Source organism: Yoonia sp. SS1-5, assembly GCF_038443705.2.
GTDB classification, from domain to species: domain Bacteria; phylum Pseudomonadota; class Alphaproteobacteria; order Rhodobacterales; family Rhodobacteraceae; genus Yoonia; species Yoonia rhodophyticola.
The window spans coordinates 2,991,939-3,005,594 of record NZ_CP151767.2 but is presented as its reverse complement, the minus strand read 5'-3'; the positions used below and the strand labels follow the sequence as shown (position 1 = coordinate 3,005,594).

Here is a 13,656-nt window from a genome sequence, read left to right as displayed (position 1 = left end):
CCGGCCACCCACAAGGGTTTACTCAGCCGCTGCCGGTGTTGTGACGGTCAGTGAGCCGCCCGCTTTCTCAACAGCCTCGACGGCACCCTTGGATGCGCCCGTGACCGTGATCTTGGCTTTGGCTTTGAAATCACCCTTGGCCAGCACGCGAATACCGTCCTTTTTGCGACGGACCAGACCGGATGCCACCAGCGCATCCTCAGTGATGTCTGCTTTGGCGTCGATCTTGCCCTCGTCGATGAATTTCTGAATCAGGCCCAGGTTGATCACAGCAAATGCCTTGCGGTTCGGCTTGTTAAAGCCACGCTTCGGCAGACGCTGGTAGAGTGGCATCTGGCCGCCCTCGTAGCCTTTGATGGCCACACCGGAACGGGACTTCTGACCCTTGATACCACGGCCACCGGTCTTACCCATGCCGGAACCCGGACCACGGCCAATACGCTTCTTGCGCTGTGTGGCGCCCGGATTGTCGGAAAGTTCGTTCAGTTTCATGTCGCTTCTCCTTTGGCCGGAACTACCCCCCAGCGACGGGAGCGGGCAAACACGGCGTTTCATCTGAGTCGGGGCGTATGCCTGCCGACCAGCGGCGTATAGACGGGGTGCAGGAACAGGTCAAGAATGTAGGGGCACACTGTTGGTATGCCGTTATCGAACAGTTCAGGCTTCGGCAAAGGCGGGACACTAAAACATATGATGTCATCATGCATCGGCGGGCCAAACCTGTTCACCAAGAATACCCAAATGGCCTTTTTTTGGCCAATAAGCGCTGCTAGGGACTGCGCCGGTGGCGGGTATGTAACAAGTAGGATTTCACATGGCCACATTTCACAGGGCTTTCACAACCACATTATTCACCGGTCTTTGCATCGTTTCATGCGCATCTCTGAGCACTGCAAGCTTTGCAGGCGGGCTCGCAGACCCCATTATTGAAGCACCAGCGCCCCAGCCGGAGCCAACCAGAGGCTGGCATCTCATGGGCGCCGAGGCAGGCATCGAAGGGGCCGAGTTCGACGGCGCGCATCTTTTCGGCGGAACGCCACCCGCAGTAGATGAGTTTGCCGGAGCCGAGGCCAGCAACCTGACATTCGCCCTGAACTTCGCAAGCGGTGATCTGGGCCAAAATCAGCGCCGGTGGATCGTCAGCCCCTATTACAGTCAGGCCTTTGACGGGGCGTCCAGCGAAAACAGGGGCGTCATTTCCACAGACAATCCTGGCGGATATTTTGAATGGCGCGAACTGGGTGTGCGGGTCGAGCATGAGATGGCCATCAACGACACGTGGTCATGGACATCTGGCCTGCGCTGGGCCCGGATTGACCACGAAGCAAACCTGGCCGACGAAAGCGGAAACTTCCTGATCAAAGAAATGGACGGACGCCGGATCGGGCTGTCGCTCGGGGTGAATGCCGCGATTACAGATAATATCGCGGCCGTCTCAAGACTAGGCTATAGCTGGGTCGACCTGGATGAAACCGCCGAATGCACGGGCCCCAGCGCCGACGCCTGCACGCCATCACCTGCGGCATCCGCCGATGACACAACGGAACTTGACGGGTTCGATTTCGGTCTCAGCCTGCGATATACGTTCTGATCATCGCGATCTAGGGATTACCACAAACGCCGTCGGAACATCCCGGTGGCGTTTGCAGTTTGCAGGGTGACCTCACTGTCCGCTCACCCCCGTTTATAGACAGTCGCATCACTGCCCCCGCTTCGGGCACAGTGCCTTCGCGTCCAGCCCAGCATGATGTTCTTTTGTTTCCTCAGCTAGCGACCAGACCAACCTCAAATCGAGAGCCTTTTAGGGGCGCAGGTCAATTCCAATATCCGTAGGTTCCCGGAGTTCATCTCCACCCCATCTCCGAACAGAAAAACGCCCCCGATCTCTCGAGGGCGTTTATCTGTTTCTTAAGCGACGCACTTACGGGCGCCGCATCCTTAACCGCGTTCTTCGATGATCTCTACGAGGTGAGGAATAGAGTTCACCATGCCACGCACGGAAGGGGTGTCTTCCAGCTCGCGGGTGCGGTTCATTTTGTTCAGGCCAAGGCCGATCAGCGTGGCACGCTGCTTTTCGGGGCGACGGATGGGCGAACCCACCTGCTTGACGACGATTGTTTTAGCCATCTGTCAGGTCTCCTTATGCGTCAGCTTCGGCGGGGGCGGCGGCTGGTGCCTCGTCCCGCTTGGGCAGAATGTCAGCCACTTTCTTGCCACGACGCTGGGCCACATTGCGTGGGCTTTGCGACTTGGTCAGGCCGTTCATGGTGGCGCGGATCATGTTGTAGGGGTTTGCGGACCCGATGGATTTGGACACAACGTCCTGTACGCCCAACATCTCGAAGACGGCACGCATCGGACCACCGGCGATGATCCCGGTACCAACAGGGGCGGTCCGCATCACAACCTTACCGGCGCCATGACGGCCTTCCATGTCGTGGTGCAGGGTACGACCGTCGCGCAAAGGCACGCGGATCATCTGGCGCTTGGCTTGCTCAGTGGCTTTGCGGATTGCCTCAGGCACTTCCTTGGCTTTCCCTTTGCCAAATCCGACACGGCCCTTCTGGTCACCCACAACGACAAGGGCTGCAAAACCAAAGTTCTTGCCGCCTTTTGTGGTCTTGGACACCCGGTTGATCGCGACCAGACGGTCAGCAAACTCGGGGGCCTGTTCTTCACGGTTGCGGCCACGGCCGCGGTTTTCACGTTCTGCCATTGATGGCATCCTTTGTCATTCTGGGCTCCCGCCCGGTTGTCCAATCCAAGTGAGCATCGCTCCCGGATCATCGAGCTGACCCACATCGCGCGGGACAACTACAGGGTCGTAAGATGGGTTTTAACCCATCTTACCTTTTAGATTTTCAAGCCACCTTCACGGGCAGCATCGGCCAAGGCCTTGATCTTGCCATGAAAAAGGAAACCACCACGGTCGAAATACGCAACCTCGACGCCGGCTTTCTTGGCACGCTCTGCAATTGCAGAACCCACCTTTGTGGCCGCTTCGATGTTGTTCTTGCCAACCACGCCCAGAGCTTTTTCGAGCGATGAGGCCGACGCGATTGTCACGCCGTTTACATCGTCGATCAGCTGGACGCTGATGTTCTTGTTGCTGCGGTGCACGGACAAACGGGCCCGGCCTTGATTGGCGGTCACACCGCGCAGCTTGTTCCGAACGCGCATACGGCGCTTCAGAAACAGTTGTCTCTTGCTGTTTGCCATTTTTGCGGTCCTTACTTCTTCTTACCTTCTTTGCGGAAGATATATTCGCCTTTGTACTTGATGCCCTTGCCCTTGTAGGGCTCTGGCTTACGCCATTCGCGGATGTTTGCCGCGACCTGGCCAACAAGCTGCTGGTCGATACCTTCCACTGTGATTTCGGTGGGCTTTGCGGCTGTCACTGTGACACCCTCGGGCACTTCGAAATTCACGTCATGGCTATAACCAAGCGACAGTTTCAGGACATTGCCCTGCATCTGCGCACGATAACCAACACCAGACAGTTCAAGCTCTTTCTTGAAACCTTCGGAAACACCCGTGGCCAAGTTCGCAACCATCGTGCGGCTCATGCCCCACTGCTGGCGGGCGCGCTTGGATTTGCCGCGGGGTTCCACGGTGACGGCCTGGCCGTCAACGGTGATGGATACATCGTCGGTTGCTTTGAAGCTGCGGGTGCCCTTGGGGCCCTTCACTTCGATGGTCTGACCGCTGACAGATGCAGAAACACCTGATGGCAGCTCAACCGGTTTTTTCCCAATACGAGACATCTACGATCTCCTTAGAATACGGTGCAAAGCACTTCGCCGCCAACATTGGCTGCGCGTGCATTCGCGTCCGACATCACACCTTTGGGGGTGGAGACAATCGACACACCCAGGCCCTGACGGACTGATGGGATGTCATTAGCGCCCAGATAAACGCGACGACCGGGTTTAGAAACCCGCTTCACTTCACGAATAACAGGGGTGCCCTCGTAATACTTCAGCTCGATGTTGAAAGCAGGATGGCCGTCTTTGCCGTCCTTCTTTTCATAGCCGCGGATGTAGCCTTCGTCAGACAACACATCCAGAACCCAGCCACGCAGCTTGGACGCTGGTGTTTCCACCGCCGCCTTGCCACGCATCTGGCCGTTGCGGATACGTGTGAGCATATCACCGATAGGATCGTTCATATCAAATGCTCCTTACCAGCTTGACTTGACCATGCCGGGGATTTCGCCATTGGACCCAAGGTCCCGCAGCGCGATCCGGCTGATCTTCAGTTTACGGTAATAGGCGTGTGGACGCCCGGTGAGCTGGCAACGGTTGTGCAAACGGGTCGCAGAAGAGTTCCGGGGCAGTTTGGCCAGTTCAAGTGTGGCCTTGAACCGCTCTTCCACGGGCTTTTCTTTGTCGTTGATGATTGCTTTCAAGGCGGCACGCTTTTCGGCATACTGCTTGACCAGCTTTTCACGCTTCACTTCGCGTGCGATCATGGATTTCTTAGCCATATCTAATTTCCCCTCAGCTGTTGAATGGCATGTTGAAGTGCTTCAACAGTGCCTTTGCTTCAGCGTCAGTGTTCGCTGTTGTGCAGATGACGATGTCCATGCCCCAGTTCTCATCGATCTTGTCGAAGTTGATCTCGGGGAACACCAGATGCTCTTTCAGGCCAGTGGCATAGTTGCCGCGACCGTCGAAAGACTTGCCAGATACGCCGCGGAAGTCACGGATACGAGGCATTGCAACAGTGATCAGACGATCCAGGAATTCAAACATCCGGTCGCCGCGCAAAGTCACCTTTGCACCCAGTGGCATGTCTTCACGCACGCGGAAACCAGCGATGGATTTCTTGGCGCGTGTTGTCATGGCCTTCTGACCGGCGATGGTTGTCAGATCTTCCTGTGCGGATTTTGCTTTCTTGCTGTCACGGACAGCTTCTGCACCGCAGCCGATGTTCAGGACGATTTTGTCCAGCTTCGGGATCTGCATCTCGTTCTTATAGCCGAACTCTTCCTTCATCGCGGCGCGAATTTTGGAAGTGTATTCGGTCTTCAAACGGGGGGTATAGTTTGCGGTATCAAGCATCAGATCGCATCCCCTGTTGTCTTGGCGTAACGGACCTTGTTGTCGCCATCCATGCGGAAGCCAACGCGGGTCGCTTTGCCATTCTTGTCAACGATAGCCAGGTTCGACAGCTGGATCGGCATCGCCTTTGGGGTGCGGCCACCCTGCGTCGTCTGGGATTGCTTCATGTGACGGACAGCCATGTTCAGACCATCAACAATCGCCTTGCCTGACTTGGGGTCGACAGAGCTGATTGTGCCCTTCTTGCCCTTGTCCTTACCGGCCAGAACGATCACGTCGTCACCTTTGCGGAGCTTGGCAGCCATTACAGCACCTCCGGAGCGAGAGAAATAATCTTCATGAAGTTCTTGCCACGCAGCTCGCGCACAACCGGGCCAAAGATACGTGTACCGATCGGCTCATTGTTGTTGTTGAGGATGACAGCAGCGTTGCTGTCAAAGCGGATGGCGGTGCCATCTTCGCGGCGAACTTCTTTGGCGGTGCGTACGACGACGGCCTTACGGACGTCACCTTTCTTTACGCGACCACGCGGGATGGCTTCTTTCACCGATACGACAATGATGTCTCCAACACTGGCGTAACGACGGTGAGAACCACCCAGAACCTTGATGCACTGAACACGGCGCGCGCCGCTGTTGTCAGCAACATCCAGATTGGTCTGCATCTGGATCATTTGGTTTCTCCGACCTTTGGGGAGATGCCGATTTCTGACCGGCGCCCCAGGGTTTCATTAAACCGGGTGTGACCGCCTCAGGAGGCAATCACCTCCCAGCGTTTGGTTTTCGATTTTGGGGCACATTCCTGAATGCGGACTGTGTCACCAACGTTGAAAGCGTTGTTCTCGTCGTGGGCCCGGTACTTCTTGGACTTACGGACGGTCTTTTGCAGCAGCGGGTGCTTGAAACGACGCTCGACCGATACAGTGACGGTCTGGGCGTTCTGGTTGCTTGTCACAACCCCTTGCAGGATACGCTTAGGCATAGGTTAAGCCTCCTTGGCTGCTGCGGCAGCTTTTTCGTTCAGAATGGTTTTGACCTTGGCTGCATTGCGGCGGGCAGCACGCATTGCAGCGGTGTTTTCCAACTGGCCAGTGGCCTGCTGGAAACGCAGGTTAAAGGCTTCTTTCTTCAGATTTGTCAGCTCTTCACGAAGCTGATCGGGAGTTTTCTCCCGCAGTTCATTGGCATCCATGCCATTGGTCCTTTCAACATCACCGGTGGGCCGCGCAAAACGTCACCCGATTCCCGGTGGAGGGGTGTAGAAGTGCGCCGTATAGGGGGAGGAAGTTGGGTTGGCAAGGGCCATTATATCCACTCGTGCATCAGGTGGCGGGATCACCAATTCACTTGGACCTCAGTGGAATATCGGAAACAGTCACTTTCGGGTCCGAGGCGTCAACGCCCGCTCTTACTAACAGTTCTCGGAAAGCTTCGGCAGAAACGTACGGATATTCTGTGGGGCCAATAATGAGGCGGTCCAGAAGGCTTGGCAAATCGGCGTGAAAAAGACCATTGTCGGGATCGTGGCGCAACGGCAATGACCAAATTGTTTGAGGAACACCATCGAGAACAACAATCTTTTTGGAAAGAATACAGTCATCTTCGCCCAACTCAGACGGTCTAAAATAGATACGCCACTCCCGCTCCTCCTTGAAACCGGGGTGCTTTGTGGCCAAAGCCATTATCTTGAACTTCTCATGTAGAAATCCAACAAACTGATTTGTCGACAACTCTGATAAATAATCTGAGTTTTCATCAATCTTGAGAATGATGTCATCCAAGTGTGCTTTAAGATGCGTTCCGTCCCAGTAGTTCACCTCAGTTGAGTAAACCTTTAGTTTGTCAGTTACTGCACCGAACGGGGTGCTATTTAGTACGAGTGCAACATCGCCATACGCTCGCCACATTGAAAGTCGTCCACTCTGGTCTTCAGAAAAGTCATGTTCAGACACACACGAAATGTAGGTCTCTAACCGCCAATCTTGCTCCCAACCACGAAGGTTGTCCAAGGTAAGCTCTAGGACTTCTGGATTAAGTTCAGAAACTGCATCACGGAATTCCTGACCGCTATCGCGTAACAACGTTTCGGCGACGAACTCTAACCCATACGATATCTCGGAGAAATCGTTCATCAAGCTAGCGTTTCTCAACCACAGATGCTGATCTTGAATGATCTTCTGAGCGGTCTCCGCGGATGTGTAATAGACAAGTCGTTGGCCATCAGAGAGTTTTTGGGCGTTTCTCTCCAGATATCCGGGAAAAAACACATTCATGTAAGTGAGCATGTCCTTGTCGTATTCGTTCAAGCTGAGTCCCTCGCTAAATATGCAATCGCAAAACTATTAGCTACGGTTGCAGGTGTGGTATTAACTCCAATAGCTGACAAAGACTGGGGCGCTCAGGCAATAATTGCAATCCCTCGCCCGGCGGCACCGCCGGGCAGCGCCCGACCTCCCCCCGGAGCGCGCTCTTGCAACGTCTCAAACAATACAACACCAGCCCTCGTAGCACCATCACCCATAACACAATCCTAGCAAACGCCCTCCAGGTCGGGCGCTGCCCTCAGCGCTTTGTCGCGACGCAGCCCCGGACTTGGTCCGGGGCCTCCACCGCGCCCACTGTCGCGAATTCTTAATCGCGCCGCTCTAACAATATCGCTGCCTGATCTCGCGCACAGCTTCCGCCGGCACGTCGTCTTCACTCAGATATCCCCCCAGCGCGAGCCACCGGGAAAGCCGCGGCGTTGCGCAGTCCAGCCGCAGCACACCAAAGAAGTCGCCATTCTTACCGTCACCCTTGACGTAAATCTCGTGTCCGGCCTCGCCCGCATCGGTCAGGTAGGCCGTCCACCAATCCTGCGTGTATGGGCCGCCGATCTCTTGTGTGAAAACAAGTTCCATGCCCTGCGCGCGTGCATCGCCAGCAAAGAAAGGCGCGGCAGCAATCAAGGCGAGCTTCAATAGGTTGAACAAACGCTGTCCCCGATCTGTCATTATTCTTGAGACAATACCGTGCTCATCCGACAGACCGCAAACCTTTCGTGCCATATTCCCACTTTCGCCGCACACGCCCTCGGCCGAAAAACCGCGTCATCGATCTGGGTCCGACGCCTTCCCAATTTTACCTGCATCAACGACCGGTGTTTCGACGGCCCCTAGGGTCGACCTGAATTCGTCAGGAGGTCCCATGCCAATCGCAAAACAGACACCCGCCGCCGCGCAGAAAGACGCCCGCACAGCGGAAATCATCGGCTTTGAGCAAGGTGAATACCCTTACGCCAAGAAACTGCACCGGCAGGCATACGAGGCCGAGAAAGCCGCCTTGCAGGTCGAATTGCTCAAGGTCCAGCACTGGGTGCAGGAAACGCAGCAGAAATTCGTACTTTTGTTTGAAGGGCGGGACGCGGCTGGCAAAGGCGGGACGATCAAGCGGTTTACCGAACATCTGAACCCCCGCTTTGCCCGGGTCATCGCGCTGAACAAACCATCCGACGCCGAGAAAGGGCAATGGTTCTTTCAACGCTACATCAAGCATCTGCCGACCACGGGGGAAATCGTGCTTTATGACCGGTCGTGGTACAACCGGGCGGGGGTTGAGCGGGTCATGGGCTTTTGCGAACCGGCCGAATATCTGGAATTCATGCGCCAGACCCCGGAACTGGAACGGATGCTGGTACGCAGCGGGATCAAACTGTTCAAATACTGGTTCTCGGTCACGCGTGAAGAACAGCGACAACGGTTCAAATCACGCGAAACCGACCCCCTCAAGATGTGGAAACTTTCACCCGTGGATCGGGCCAGTATTGACCGGTGGGATGACTATACCGAAGCCAAGGAAGCGATGTTCTTTTACACCGATACCGCAGATGCGCCTTGGACGGTCGTGCGATCCAACGACAAGAAACTCGCCCGGTTGAACTGTATGAAGCACTTCCTGTCACAGCTCGACTACCCCGACAAGAACCCCGAAATCGCCACGCCTGCTGACCCCAAGATCGTGCTGCATGCCAATCATATCCTGCAGCGGTCGGAACATATTCTGGCGTCGTCGCTACACCCGCAAACCCGCAAACGCTGAAACCCGAAGGAACCAATACCATGTCCAACACACCCCATGAGCTTGCCGAGGAATTCCCCGAACATGTGGGCCTGATGCATCAATTGCGCACGGCCGACGCGCATTTTGCCAATCTGTCCGAGGCCTATCACACCGCCAACCGGGCGGTGCACCGGGCCGAAACGGATGTCGCGCCAACATCGGACGAACATATGGCCGCGCTCCGCAAAGCGCGGATGCACCTCGAGGATACGATCTACGCCTACCTCAAGAGCCAGCAAGCCAGCTAGCGGATCGTTCACCGCCCCAGCAACCACGCCCGGATGGCAACCTGCCACCGAATCCGTTCCTTTTTGCGTTGAAGCTGATAATCTGCTGTCATCCAGGGGTGGAGTAGTTTTGTGAGTGAAATCGACGTTTTCATTTCGTACAAGCGCGAAGAACAGGGCCTTGCCGAAACCGTTTCGCGTTGTCTGACGGATCTTGGGTACACGACAGTAACCGATCTCAATATCCAGAAGGCCGTGGATTTCGGCGATGCGATTGACGCCATGATCCGTCAAGCCAAGCTGGTCGTCGTCTTGTGGACGGCAGCGTCAGTCACGTCACGCTGGGTCCGCAAGGAAGCCGAAGAGGCAGAGCGACAAGGCAAATATTTTGGCTTGCGCATCGGCAAGCTGCGCCCCGGAACTCTCCCGCTGGCGGTGCGCGGCAATAACTGGCTTGATCTGTCCGATGGTCCGGTAACGGATCAGTTGGCCGACATTCAGGCCGAAATCTACCGGATCATTGGGCCACCGAGGCTGGCCAAGCCCGCCGCCGAGGTCCAGTCACAATTGGTAGAAGGCGATCTGGAATTCTATCAGGTCGCCGACAAGATCGGGCTGGCAGAGGCATATGAGAAATATGTTGAAGTCTATCCCGACGGTGTCTTTGTAGACGCGGCCACAAAGCAGGCCAAAGGTCTGCGCCGCTGGTATGCGCCCGTCAGGAGGCTTCCGGTTCTGGCGCTGACGGTTGCGTTAGGCACGGCCGCGGCTGGATATGCATCGTTTCAAAGCATGCCGTCAGATATTCGGCCCGATCCCGGCACAGACGAAAGGTTGCAAGTCACCCAGTCCCAATTATCCGCAGCCTACCAGGAACTAGAGGCGTTGCGCATCCGCCTGCGCGAGGCGCTGGCAACGCCGCCTGCCGAAACTGCCGCCGGCCGACGCGGCCGAGCTTGCATCCCTGCAGCAGCAGATCACACGCTACGAGGCCGCATTTGATGCGTTGGATGAAATGCTGTCTGATGTCCCACCCGGTCAGGAAACCGGGGTTGCTGTCTTGGCAGGGATGCTGCTGGAAACACACACCGATGGTGACGACAGCTATCTCAGGGTCCTGTTTATCAATCCGCTGAGCGAAGCCTATCGCGGCGGGCTCCGCGTTGGCGACCGCATTGTCAAAGCAGGCCCTGACGATGTGTCCTCGCTGGCTGACCTTGTCGCTGTCATTGCACTGTCAGAGCGGGTCGGCCTGAGCAGCCTTACCTTGCGGGCTGATCGGGATGGGATCGGTAAAAGGGTGTCCCTGTCGATCAGGTGACGGCACGCGCATCAGCCCGCAATGCGATTGGTGCAATTGCGCTTTGACCTTCGCGGATGCGCGGCCCATCCTGCGCCAAAAATACGAATACGAAAGTCGGCAATGCGACCAGGATTCTATCTGCCTTTTCTGACCTGCGCGATCATCGCTAGCGGCGCGCAGGCTGGCCCGAAATTTGTGGACCGGGCCGCGCATCTGCCGGTGGCGCATGTCTATGACGGCGGCTGGGCGCATTTTGTCGGCGGCGGCGTTGCGATCTTCGACTGCAACAACGACGCGCGGCCCGACATATTCGCGGCTGGTGGCAAGAACCCCGCCAGCATGCTGATCAACAGCTCTGGTCCGGATATTACCTTTGAACCCGTAGATATCGGCCAGCTAACGGACGTGACCGGCGCCTATCCGATCGAGATTGATGGCGATGGCCATGCCGATCTGATCATCCTGCGCAACGGCCCCAATCTTGTCTGGCAGGGACAGGGGGACTGCACCTTTCACGACGTGACCACCGACTGGAATTTTCCGGCGGGTGATGCATGGTCCACCGCCTTTTCGGCCATGTGGATGCCCGGCGACAGCTTTCCAACACTGGCGGTAGGGAATTATGTGGATGCAGATGATCCTGACGGGCCCTTTGGCACTTGCGACACAAATTGGCTGATCCGGCCTGATGGCCGCGCGTTTGCACCACCAACCGCGCTTGATCCGGGGTTTTGCCCTCTGTCCATGCTGTTCACCGACTGGCGTCGCACGGGCCAGGCAATGCTACGGATATCCAATGACCGCCAATATTATGTCCGGGACGGGTACGAGCAAATGTGGGATCTGAACCCGCTACGGGAATGGGGGGATGCGGACGGTTGGGGGCCGGTTCAGATATGGGGCATGGGTATCGCAAGCCGCGACCTGTCGGGCGACGGTCTGCCCGAGGTGATGCTGACATCAATGGGCGACCAGAAACTGATGACCAACAGCGGCACCGGCTTTGACATCGTTCCCTATTCGACAGGCACATTTGCGCAGCGCCCTTTCGTGGGCGATGACGGGCGCCCCTCGACCGGCTGGCACGCGGAATTTGGCGATATGGATAATGACGGGCGCGATGACCTGTTTATCGCCAAGGGCAATGTGGACCAGATGCCCGGCATGGCGATGGAGGACCCCAACAACCTGCTGATGCAGCAACCTGACGGGACCTTTGTGGAAATGGCCGATCAGGCAGGTATTGCCAGTGGGGCCAGATCGCGCGGGGCCGGCCTGGTTGATCTGAACGGCGATGGGCGACTGGATATCGTTGTGCTGAACCGGCGCGCACCGCTCGAAATCTGGCAGAACACCACCGAAGATGCCGGACATTGGGTTGGCATCAACTTACGCCAGAACGGCGGTAACACACATGCTATCGGCGCGATCATCGAATTGCGGACGGATCAGGGGCTGCAAACCCGCGAGGTCACAATCGGCGGCGGCCATGTCAGCGGGCAATTGGGGGCGGCACATTTCGGGCTCGGTGCGGCAAAGAATGCGCAGGTCCGGGTGATCTGGCCCGATCAGACCGTCGGGGACTGGACCCTTGTGTCCAGCGGGACGCAGATCACCCTGACCAAGGCACGCTGACGGGCCAACACACCTTATCTTTGTGCCGTTCTTCGAATGCGGCTTTCCAAATTGGCTGCGAAAGCGCAAAAAAGGGGTATGAGCTTGAACTTGCATACCAAGACCGCCGCATCTGACACGACACCCCACGACCCGCGCCGACAAGGCAGGCTGCGTGTCCTGAACCTGATCCGCCGGGAAAGTCAGATCGCGCGGATTGATATCTCGCGGCAGACCGGGCTTAGCCCTGCAACCGTCACGGCGGTGACTGCCGAATTGCTGGCGGTTGGCATGATCGAGCCCGTGATCAGTGCCGATAGCCTGCTGGCAGGTGCCAAGCGCGGGCGCCCACGCGAGACCCTGAAAATTCGCGGCGCCTACAAACGTGTCGCGGGACTGAAAGTCGCCACGGATTGCATCACGGTCCTGATCAGCGATTTCGAAGGCACCGCGCTGGGCGATTTCGAACACGCGCTGCCCGCCACAAAGTTCAGCGGCGATGCCCTTGCAGATCAGATCATGGCCGCCGTGCGTGGGGCCTGCGCCGCCCATGGTCTGGGCATCAACGACATATCCGGGATCGGGCTGGGGCTGGCCGGACAGATTGACGGCAGTTCGGGCTACGTGCATTGGTCCTCGTCCCTGCTAGAACGGAATGTGGATATGGGGGCCATTCTGGCAACCAAGGCCCCCTGCCCGGTCTTTATCGAAAACGACGCCAATCTTGTGGCCAAGGCTGAACAGCTTTTTGGCGAAGGACGGCATTTCGATAATTTTCTGGTCGTCTCTATCGAACATGGGATTGGGATGGGGATCGTCATTGATGGCAAACTGTACCGCGGGAAACGGGGCTGCGGCGCCGAGTTCGGGCACACAAAGGTCAATACCGATGGCGCGGAATGCCAATGCGGCCAGCGCGGCTGTCTTGAAGCTTATGCAGGTGAATACGCCCTGCTGGGCCACGCCAATCGCGGACGCAGCACACCGTTTACCGACATCAACGCCCTCAGCCAGGCCGCGGCCGACGGCGACGCTGCCGCTGCACAAACCCTGCAACACGCAGGCGCGTTATTCGCGGTTGGTCTGGCCAATCTGATCAATATCTTTGATCCCGAATTGCTGATACTGGCCAGCAAGAATACCATCAGGCACCCCTTGTGTGATCAGTCTGTCCTGGATGATGTCGCCCGGCTGGTCATGCATGTTGACAGCCCCATGCCGCAGATTTGCGTCCATGGATGGGGCGACCTGATGTGGGCCAAGGGCGCGGCGGCTTACGGGATCGAACAGATTTCGCAACTTTCGGTGCATGCCTTGGGCAAAGCGGAAACAAAGGCGGGGTAGCTTCGTCT

At 57.0% G+C, this 13,656-nt stretch carries 21 protein-coding genes; 7 read left to right on the top strand and 14 right to left on the bottom strand.

From position 1 onward, the window contains the following. Window positions 1-18 precede the first annotated feature (18 nt). Window positions 19-492 (bottom strand): 50S ribosomal protein L15, encoded by a 474-nt coding sequence (gene rplO, locus AABB31_RS16260; protein ID WP_342077155.1) that lies wholly within the window; start codon window positions 490-492, stop codon window positions 19-21. Between the two features lie 481 nt (window positions 493-973). On the opposite strand from rplO, the gene AABB31_RS16255 reads away from it, so the two are divergent. Continuing rightward, window positions 974-1,591, top strand: coding sequence for a hypothetical protein (locus tag AABB31_RS16255; protein ID WP_342077156.1), 618 nt, complete (start codon window positions 974-976; stop codon window positions 1,589-1,591). A gap of 347 nt (window positions 1,592-1,938) precedes the next feature. On the opposite strand, the gene rpmD is transcribed toward AABB31_RS16255, so the two are convergent. The 13 genes from rpmD to AABB31_RS16190 form a co-directional block, all read right to left on the bottom strand. Then, complete coding sequence (gene rpmD / locus AABB31_RS16250) at window positions 1,939-2,127, bottom strand: 50S ribosomal protein L30 (protein WP_108386720.1); 189 nt, start codon at window positions 2,125-2,127, stop codon at window positions 1,939-1,941. A gap of 13 nt (window positions 2,128-2,140) precedes the next feature. Then, window positions 2,141-2,716, bottom strand: coding sequence for a 30S ribosomal protein S5 (rpsE, locus tag AABB31_RS16245; RefSeq protein ID WP_342077157.1), 576 nt, complete (start codon window positions 2,714-2,716; stop codon window positions 2,141-2,143). 137 nt (window positions 2,717-2,853) lie between these two features. Beyond that, complete coding sequence (gene rplR, locus AABB31_RS16240) at window positions 2,854-3,219, bottom strand: 50S ribosomal protein L18 (RefSeq protein WP_342077158.1); 366 nt, start codon at window positions 3,217-3,219, stop codon at window positions 2,854-2,856. An 11-nt stretch (window positions 3,220-3,230) separates the two neighbouring features. Continuing rightward, the gene (gene rplF / locus AABB31_RS16235) at window positions 3,231-3,764 is read right to left on the bottom strand and encodes a 50S ribosomal protein L6 (RefSeq protein ID WP_373635009.1); all 534 of its coding nucleotides are present in this window, start codon (window positions 3,762-3,764) and stop codon (window positions 3,231-3,233) included. 11 nt (window positions 3,765-3,775) lie between these two features. Then, window positions 3,776-4,168, bottom strand: a complete 393-nt coding sequence (gene rpsH, locus AABB31_RS16230) for a 30S ribosomal protein S8 (protein WP_342077159.1) — start codon at window positions 4,166-4,168, stop codon at window positions 3,776-3,778. A 12-nt stretch (window positions 4,169-4,180) separates the two neighbouring features. Next, a complete protein-coding gene (rpsN, locus tag AABB31_RS16225) occupies window positions 4,181-4,486 on the bottom strand; it encodes a 30S ribosomal protein S14 (protein ID WP_342077160.1) in 306 nt (101 codons plus the stop codon). Between the two features lie 13 nt (window positions 4,487-4,499). After that, window positions 4,500-5,063, bottom strand: coding sequence for a 50S ribosomal protein L5 (gene rplE / locus AABB31_RS16220; RefSeq protein WP_342077161.1), 564 nt, complete (start codon window positions 5,061-5,063; stop codon window positions 4,500-4,502). Beyond that, a complete protein-coding gene (gene rplX / locus AABB31_RS16215) occupies window positions 5,063-5,368 on the bottom strand; it encodes a 50S ribosomal protein L24 (protein ID WP_342077162.1) in 306 nt (101 codons plus the stop codon). The genes rplE and rplX overlap by 1 nt, the downstream gene beginning before the upstream one ends. Beyond that, a complete protein-coding gene (rplN, locus tag AABB31_RS16210; RefSeq protein ID WP_108386712.1) occupies window positions 5,368-5,736 on the bottom strand; it encodes a 50S ribosomal protein L14 in 369 nt (122 codons plus the stop codon). The genes rplX and rplN overlap by 1 nt, the downstream gene beginning before the upstream one ends. 77 nt (window positions 5,737-5,813) lie before the next feature. Further along, window positions 5,814-6,044, bottom strand: coding sequence for a 30S ribosomal protein S17 (rpsQ, locus tag AABB31_RS16205; RefSeq protein ID WP_045997902.1), 231 nt, complete (start codon window positions 6,042-6,044; stop codon window positions 5,814-5,816). Window positions 6,045-6,047: 3 nt separating this feature from the next. Continuing rightward, complete coding sequence (gene rpmC / locus AABB31_RS16200) at window positions 6,048-6,254, bottom strand: 50S ribosomal protein L29 (protein ID WP_342077163.1); 207 nt, start codon at window positions 6,252-6,254, stop codon at window positions 6,048-6,050. A gap of 151 nt (window positions 6,255-6,405) precedes the next feature. Continuing rightward, on the bottom strand, window positions 6,406-7,368 hold the full coding sequence (locus tag AABB31_RS16195; RefSeq protein WP_342077164.1) for a DUF2971 domain-containing protein: 963 nt from the start codon (window positions 7,366-7,368) through the stop codon (window positions 6,406-6,408). A 339-nt stretch (window positions 7,369-7,707) separates the two neighbouring features. Continuing rightward, window positions 7,708-8,055: a hypothetical protein gene (locus AABB31_RS16190; RefSeq protein WP_373635007.1), complete on the bottom strand. Its 348-nt coding sequence runs from the start codon at window positions 8,053-8,055 to the stop codon at window positions 7,708-7,710. Window positions 8,056-8,248: 193 nt separating this feature from the next. Here AABB31_RS16190 and ppk2 point away from each other — a divergent pair, with 193 nt between their 5' ends. The 6 genes from ppk2 (at window position 8,249) to AABB31_RS16160 (ending at window position 13,648) form a co-directional block, all read left to right on the top strand. Then, entirely contained in the window at window positions 8,249-9,139 is an 891-nt protein-coding gene (gene ppk2 / locus AABB31_RS16185) for a polyphosphate kinase 2 (protein WP_342077166.1), read from the top strand. A gap of 20 nt (window positions 9,140-9,159) precedes the next feature. Beyond that, complete coding sequence (locus AABB31_RS16180) at window positions 9,160-9,408, top strand: DUF465 domain-containing protein (protein WP_342077167.1); 249 nt, start codon at window positions 9,160-9,162, stop codon at window positions 9,406-9,408. A 111-nt stretch (window positions 9,409-9,519) separates the two neighbouring features. Further along, on the top strand, window positions 9,520-10,389 hold the full coding sequence (locus AABB31_RS16175) for a toll/interleukin-1 receptor domain-containing protein (RefSeq protein ID WP_342077168.1): 870 nt from the start codon (window positions 9,520-9,522) through the stop codon (window positions 10,387-10,389). Between the two features lie 13 nt (window positions 10,390-10,402). Next, window positions 10,403-10,708, top strand: a complete 306-nt coding sequence (locus AABB31_RS16170) for a PDZ domain-containing protein (RefSeq protein WP_342077169.1) — start codon at window positions 10,403-10,405, stop codon at window positions 10,706-10,708. Between the two features lie 102 nt (window positions 10,709-10,810). Then, a complete protein-coding gene (locus AABB31_RS16165) occupies window positions 10,811-12,325 on the top strand; it encodes a CRTAC1 family protein (RefSeq protein ID WP_342077170.1) in 1,515 nt (504 codons plus the stop codon). Window positions 12,326-12,403: 78 nt separating this feature from the next. Next, window positions 12,404-13,648, top strand: coding sequence for an ROK family transcriptional regulator (locus AABB31_RS16160; RefSeq protein WP_342077171.1), 1,245 nt, complete (start codon window positions 12,404-12,406; stop codon window positions 13,646-13,648). Window positions 13,649-13,656: the final 8 nt, after the last annotated feature.

What these genes read in the sequence shown, in the direction of transcription:
- rplF (WP_373635009.1), bottom strand. Translation starts at nt 3,764, where the DNA reads ATGTCTCGTATTGGGAAAAAACCGGTTGAGCTGCCATCAGGTGTTTCT.
- rpmC (WP_342077163.1), bottom strand. Translation starts at nt 6,254, where the DNA reads ATGGATGCCAATGAACTGCGGGAGAAAACTCCCGATCAGCTTCGTGAA.
- rplO (WP_342077155.1), bottom strand. Translation starts at nt 492, where the DNA reads ATGAAACTGAACGAACTTTCCGACAATCCGGGCGCCACACAGCGCAAG.
- rpmD (WP_108386720.1), bottom strand. Translation starts at nt 2,127, where the DNA reads ATGGCTAAAACAATCGTCGTCAAGCAGGTGGGTTCGCCCATCCGTCGC.
- AABB31_RS16160 (WP_342077171.1), top strand. Translation starts at nt 12,404, where the DNA reads ATGAGCTTGAACTTGCATACCAAGACCGCCGCATCTGACACGACACCC.
- AABB31_RS16190 (WP_373635007.1), bottom strand. Translation starts at nt 8,055, where the DNA reads ATGACAGATCGGGGACAGCGTTTGTTCAACCTATTGAAGCTCGCCTTG.
- ppk2 (WP_342077166.1), top strand. Translation starts at nt 8,249, where the DNA reads ATGCCAATCGCAAAACAGACACCCGCCGCCGCGCAGAAAGACGCCCGC.
- rplR (WP_342077158.1), bottom strand. Translation starts at nt 3,219, where the DNA reads ATGGCAAACAGCAAGAGACAACTGTTTCTGAAGCGCCGTATGCGCGTT.
- AABB31_RS16165 (WP_342077170.1), top strand. Translation starts at nt 10,811, where the DNA reads ATGCGACCAGGATTCTATCTGCCTTTTCTGACCTGCGCGATCATCGCT.
- rpsN (WP_342077160.1), bottom strand. Translation starts at nt 4,486, where the DNA reads ATGGCTAAGAAATCCATGATCGCACGCGAAGTGAAGCGTGAAAAGCTG.
- rpsE (WP_342077157.1), bottom strand. Translation starts at nt 2,716, where the DNA reads ATGGCAGAACGTGAAAACCGCGGCCGTGGCCGCAACCGTGAAGAACAG.
- rplX (WP_342077162.1), bottom strand. Translation starts at nt 5,368, where the DNA reads ATGGCTGCCAAGCTCCGCAAAGGTGACGACGTGATCGTTCTGGCCGGT.
- AABB31_RS16255 (WP_342077156.1), top strand. Translation starts at nt 974, where the DNA reads ATGGGCGCCGAGGCAGGCATCGAAGGGGCCGAGTTCGACGGCGCGCAT.
- AABB31_RS16180 (WP_342077167.1), top strand. Translation starts at nt 9,160, where the DNA reads ATGTCCAACACACCCCATGAGCTTGCCGAGGAATTCCCCGAACATGTG.
- rpsH (WP_342077159.1), bottom strand. Translation starts at nt 4,168, where the DNA reads ATGAACGATCCTATCGGTGATATGCTCACACGTATCCGCAACGGCCAG.
- rpsQ (WP_045997902.1), bottom strand. Translation starts at nt 6,044, where the DNA reads ATGCCTAAGCGTATCCTGCAAGGGGTTGTGACAAGCAACCAGAACGCC.
- rplE (WP_342077161.1), bottom strand. Translation starts at nt 5,063, where the DNA reads ATGCTTGATACCGCAAACTATACCCCCCGTTTGAAGACCGAATACACT.
- rplN (WP_108386712.1), bottom strand. Translation starts at nt 5,736, where the DNA reads ATGATCCAGATGCAGACCAATCTGGATGTTGCTGACAACAGCGGCGCG.
- AABB31_RS16170 (WP_342077169.1), top strand. Translation starts at nt 10,403, where the DNA reads ATGCTGTCTGATGTCCCACCCGGTCAGGAAACCGGGGTTGCTGTCTTG.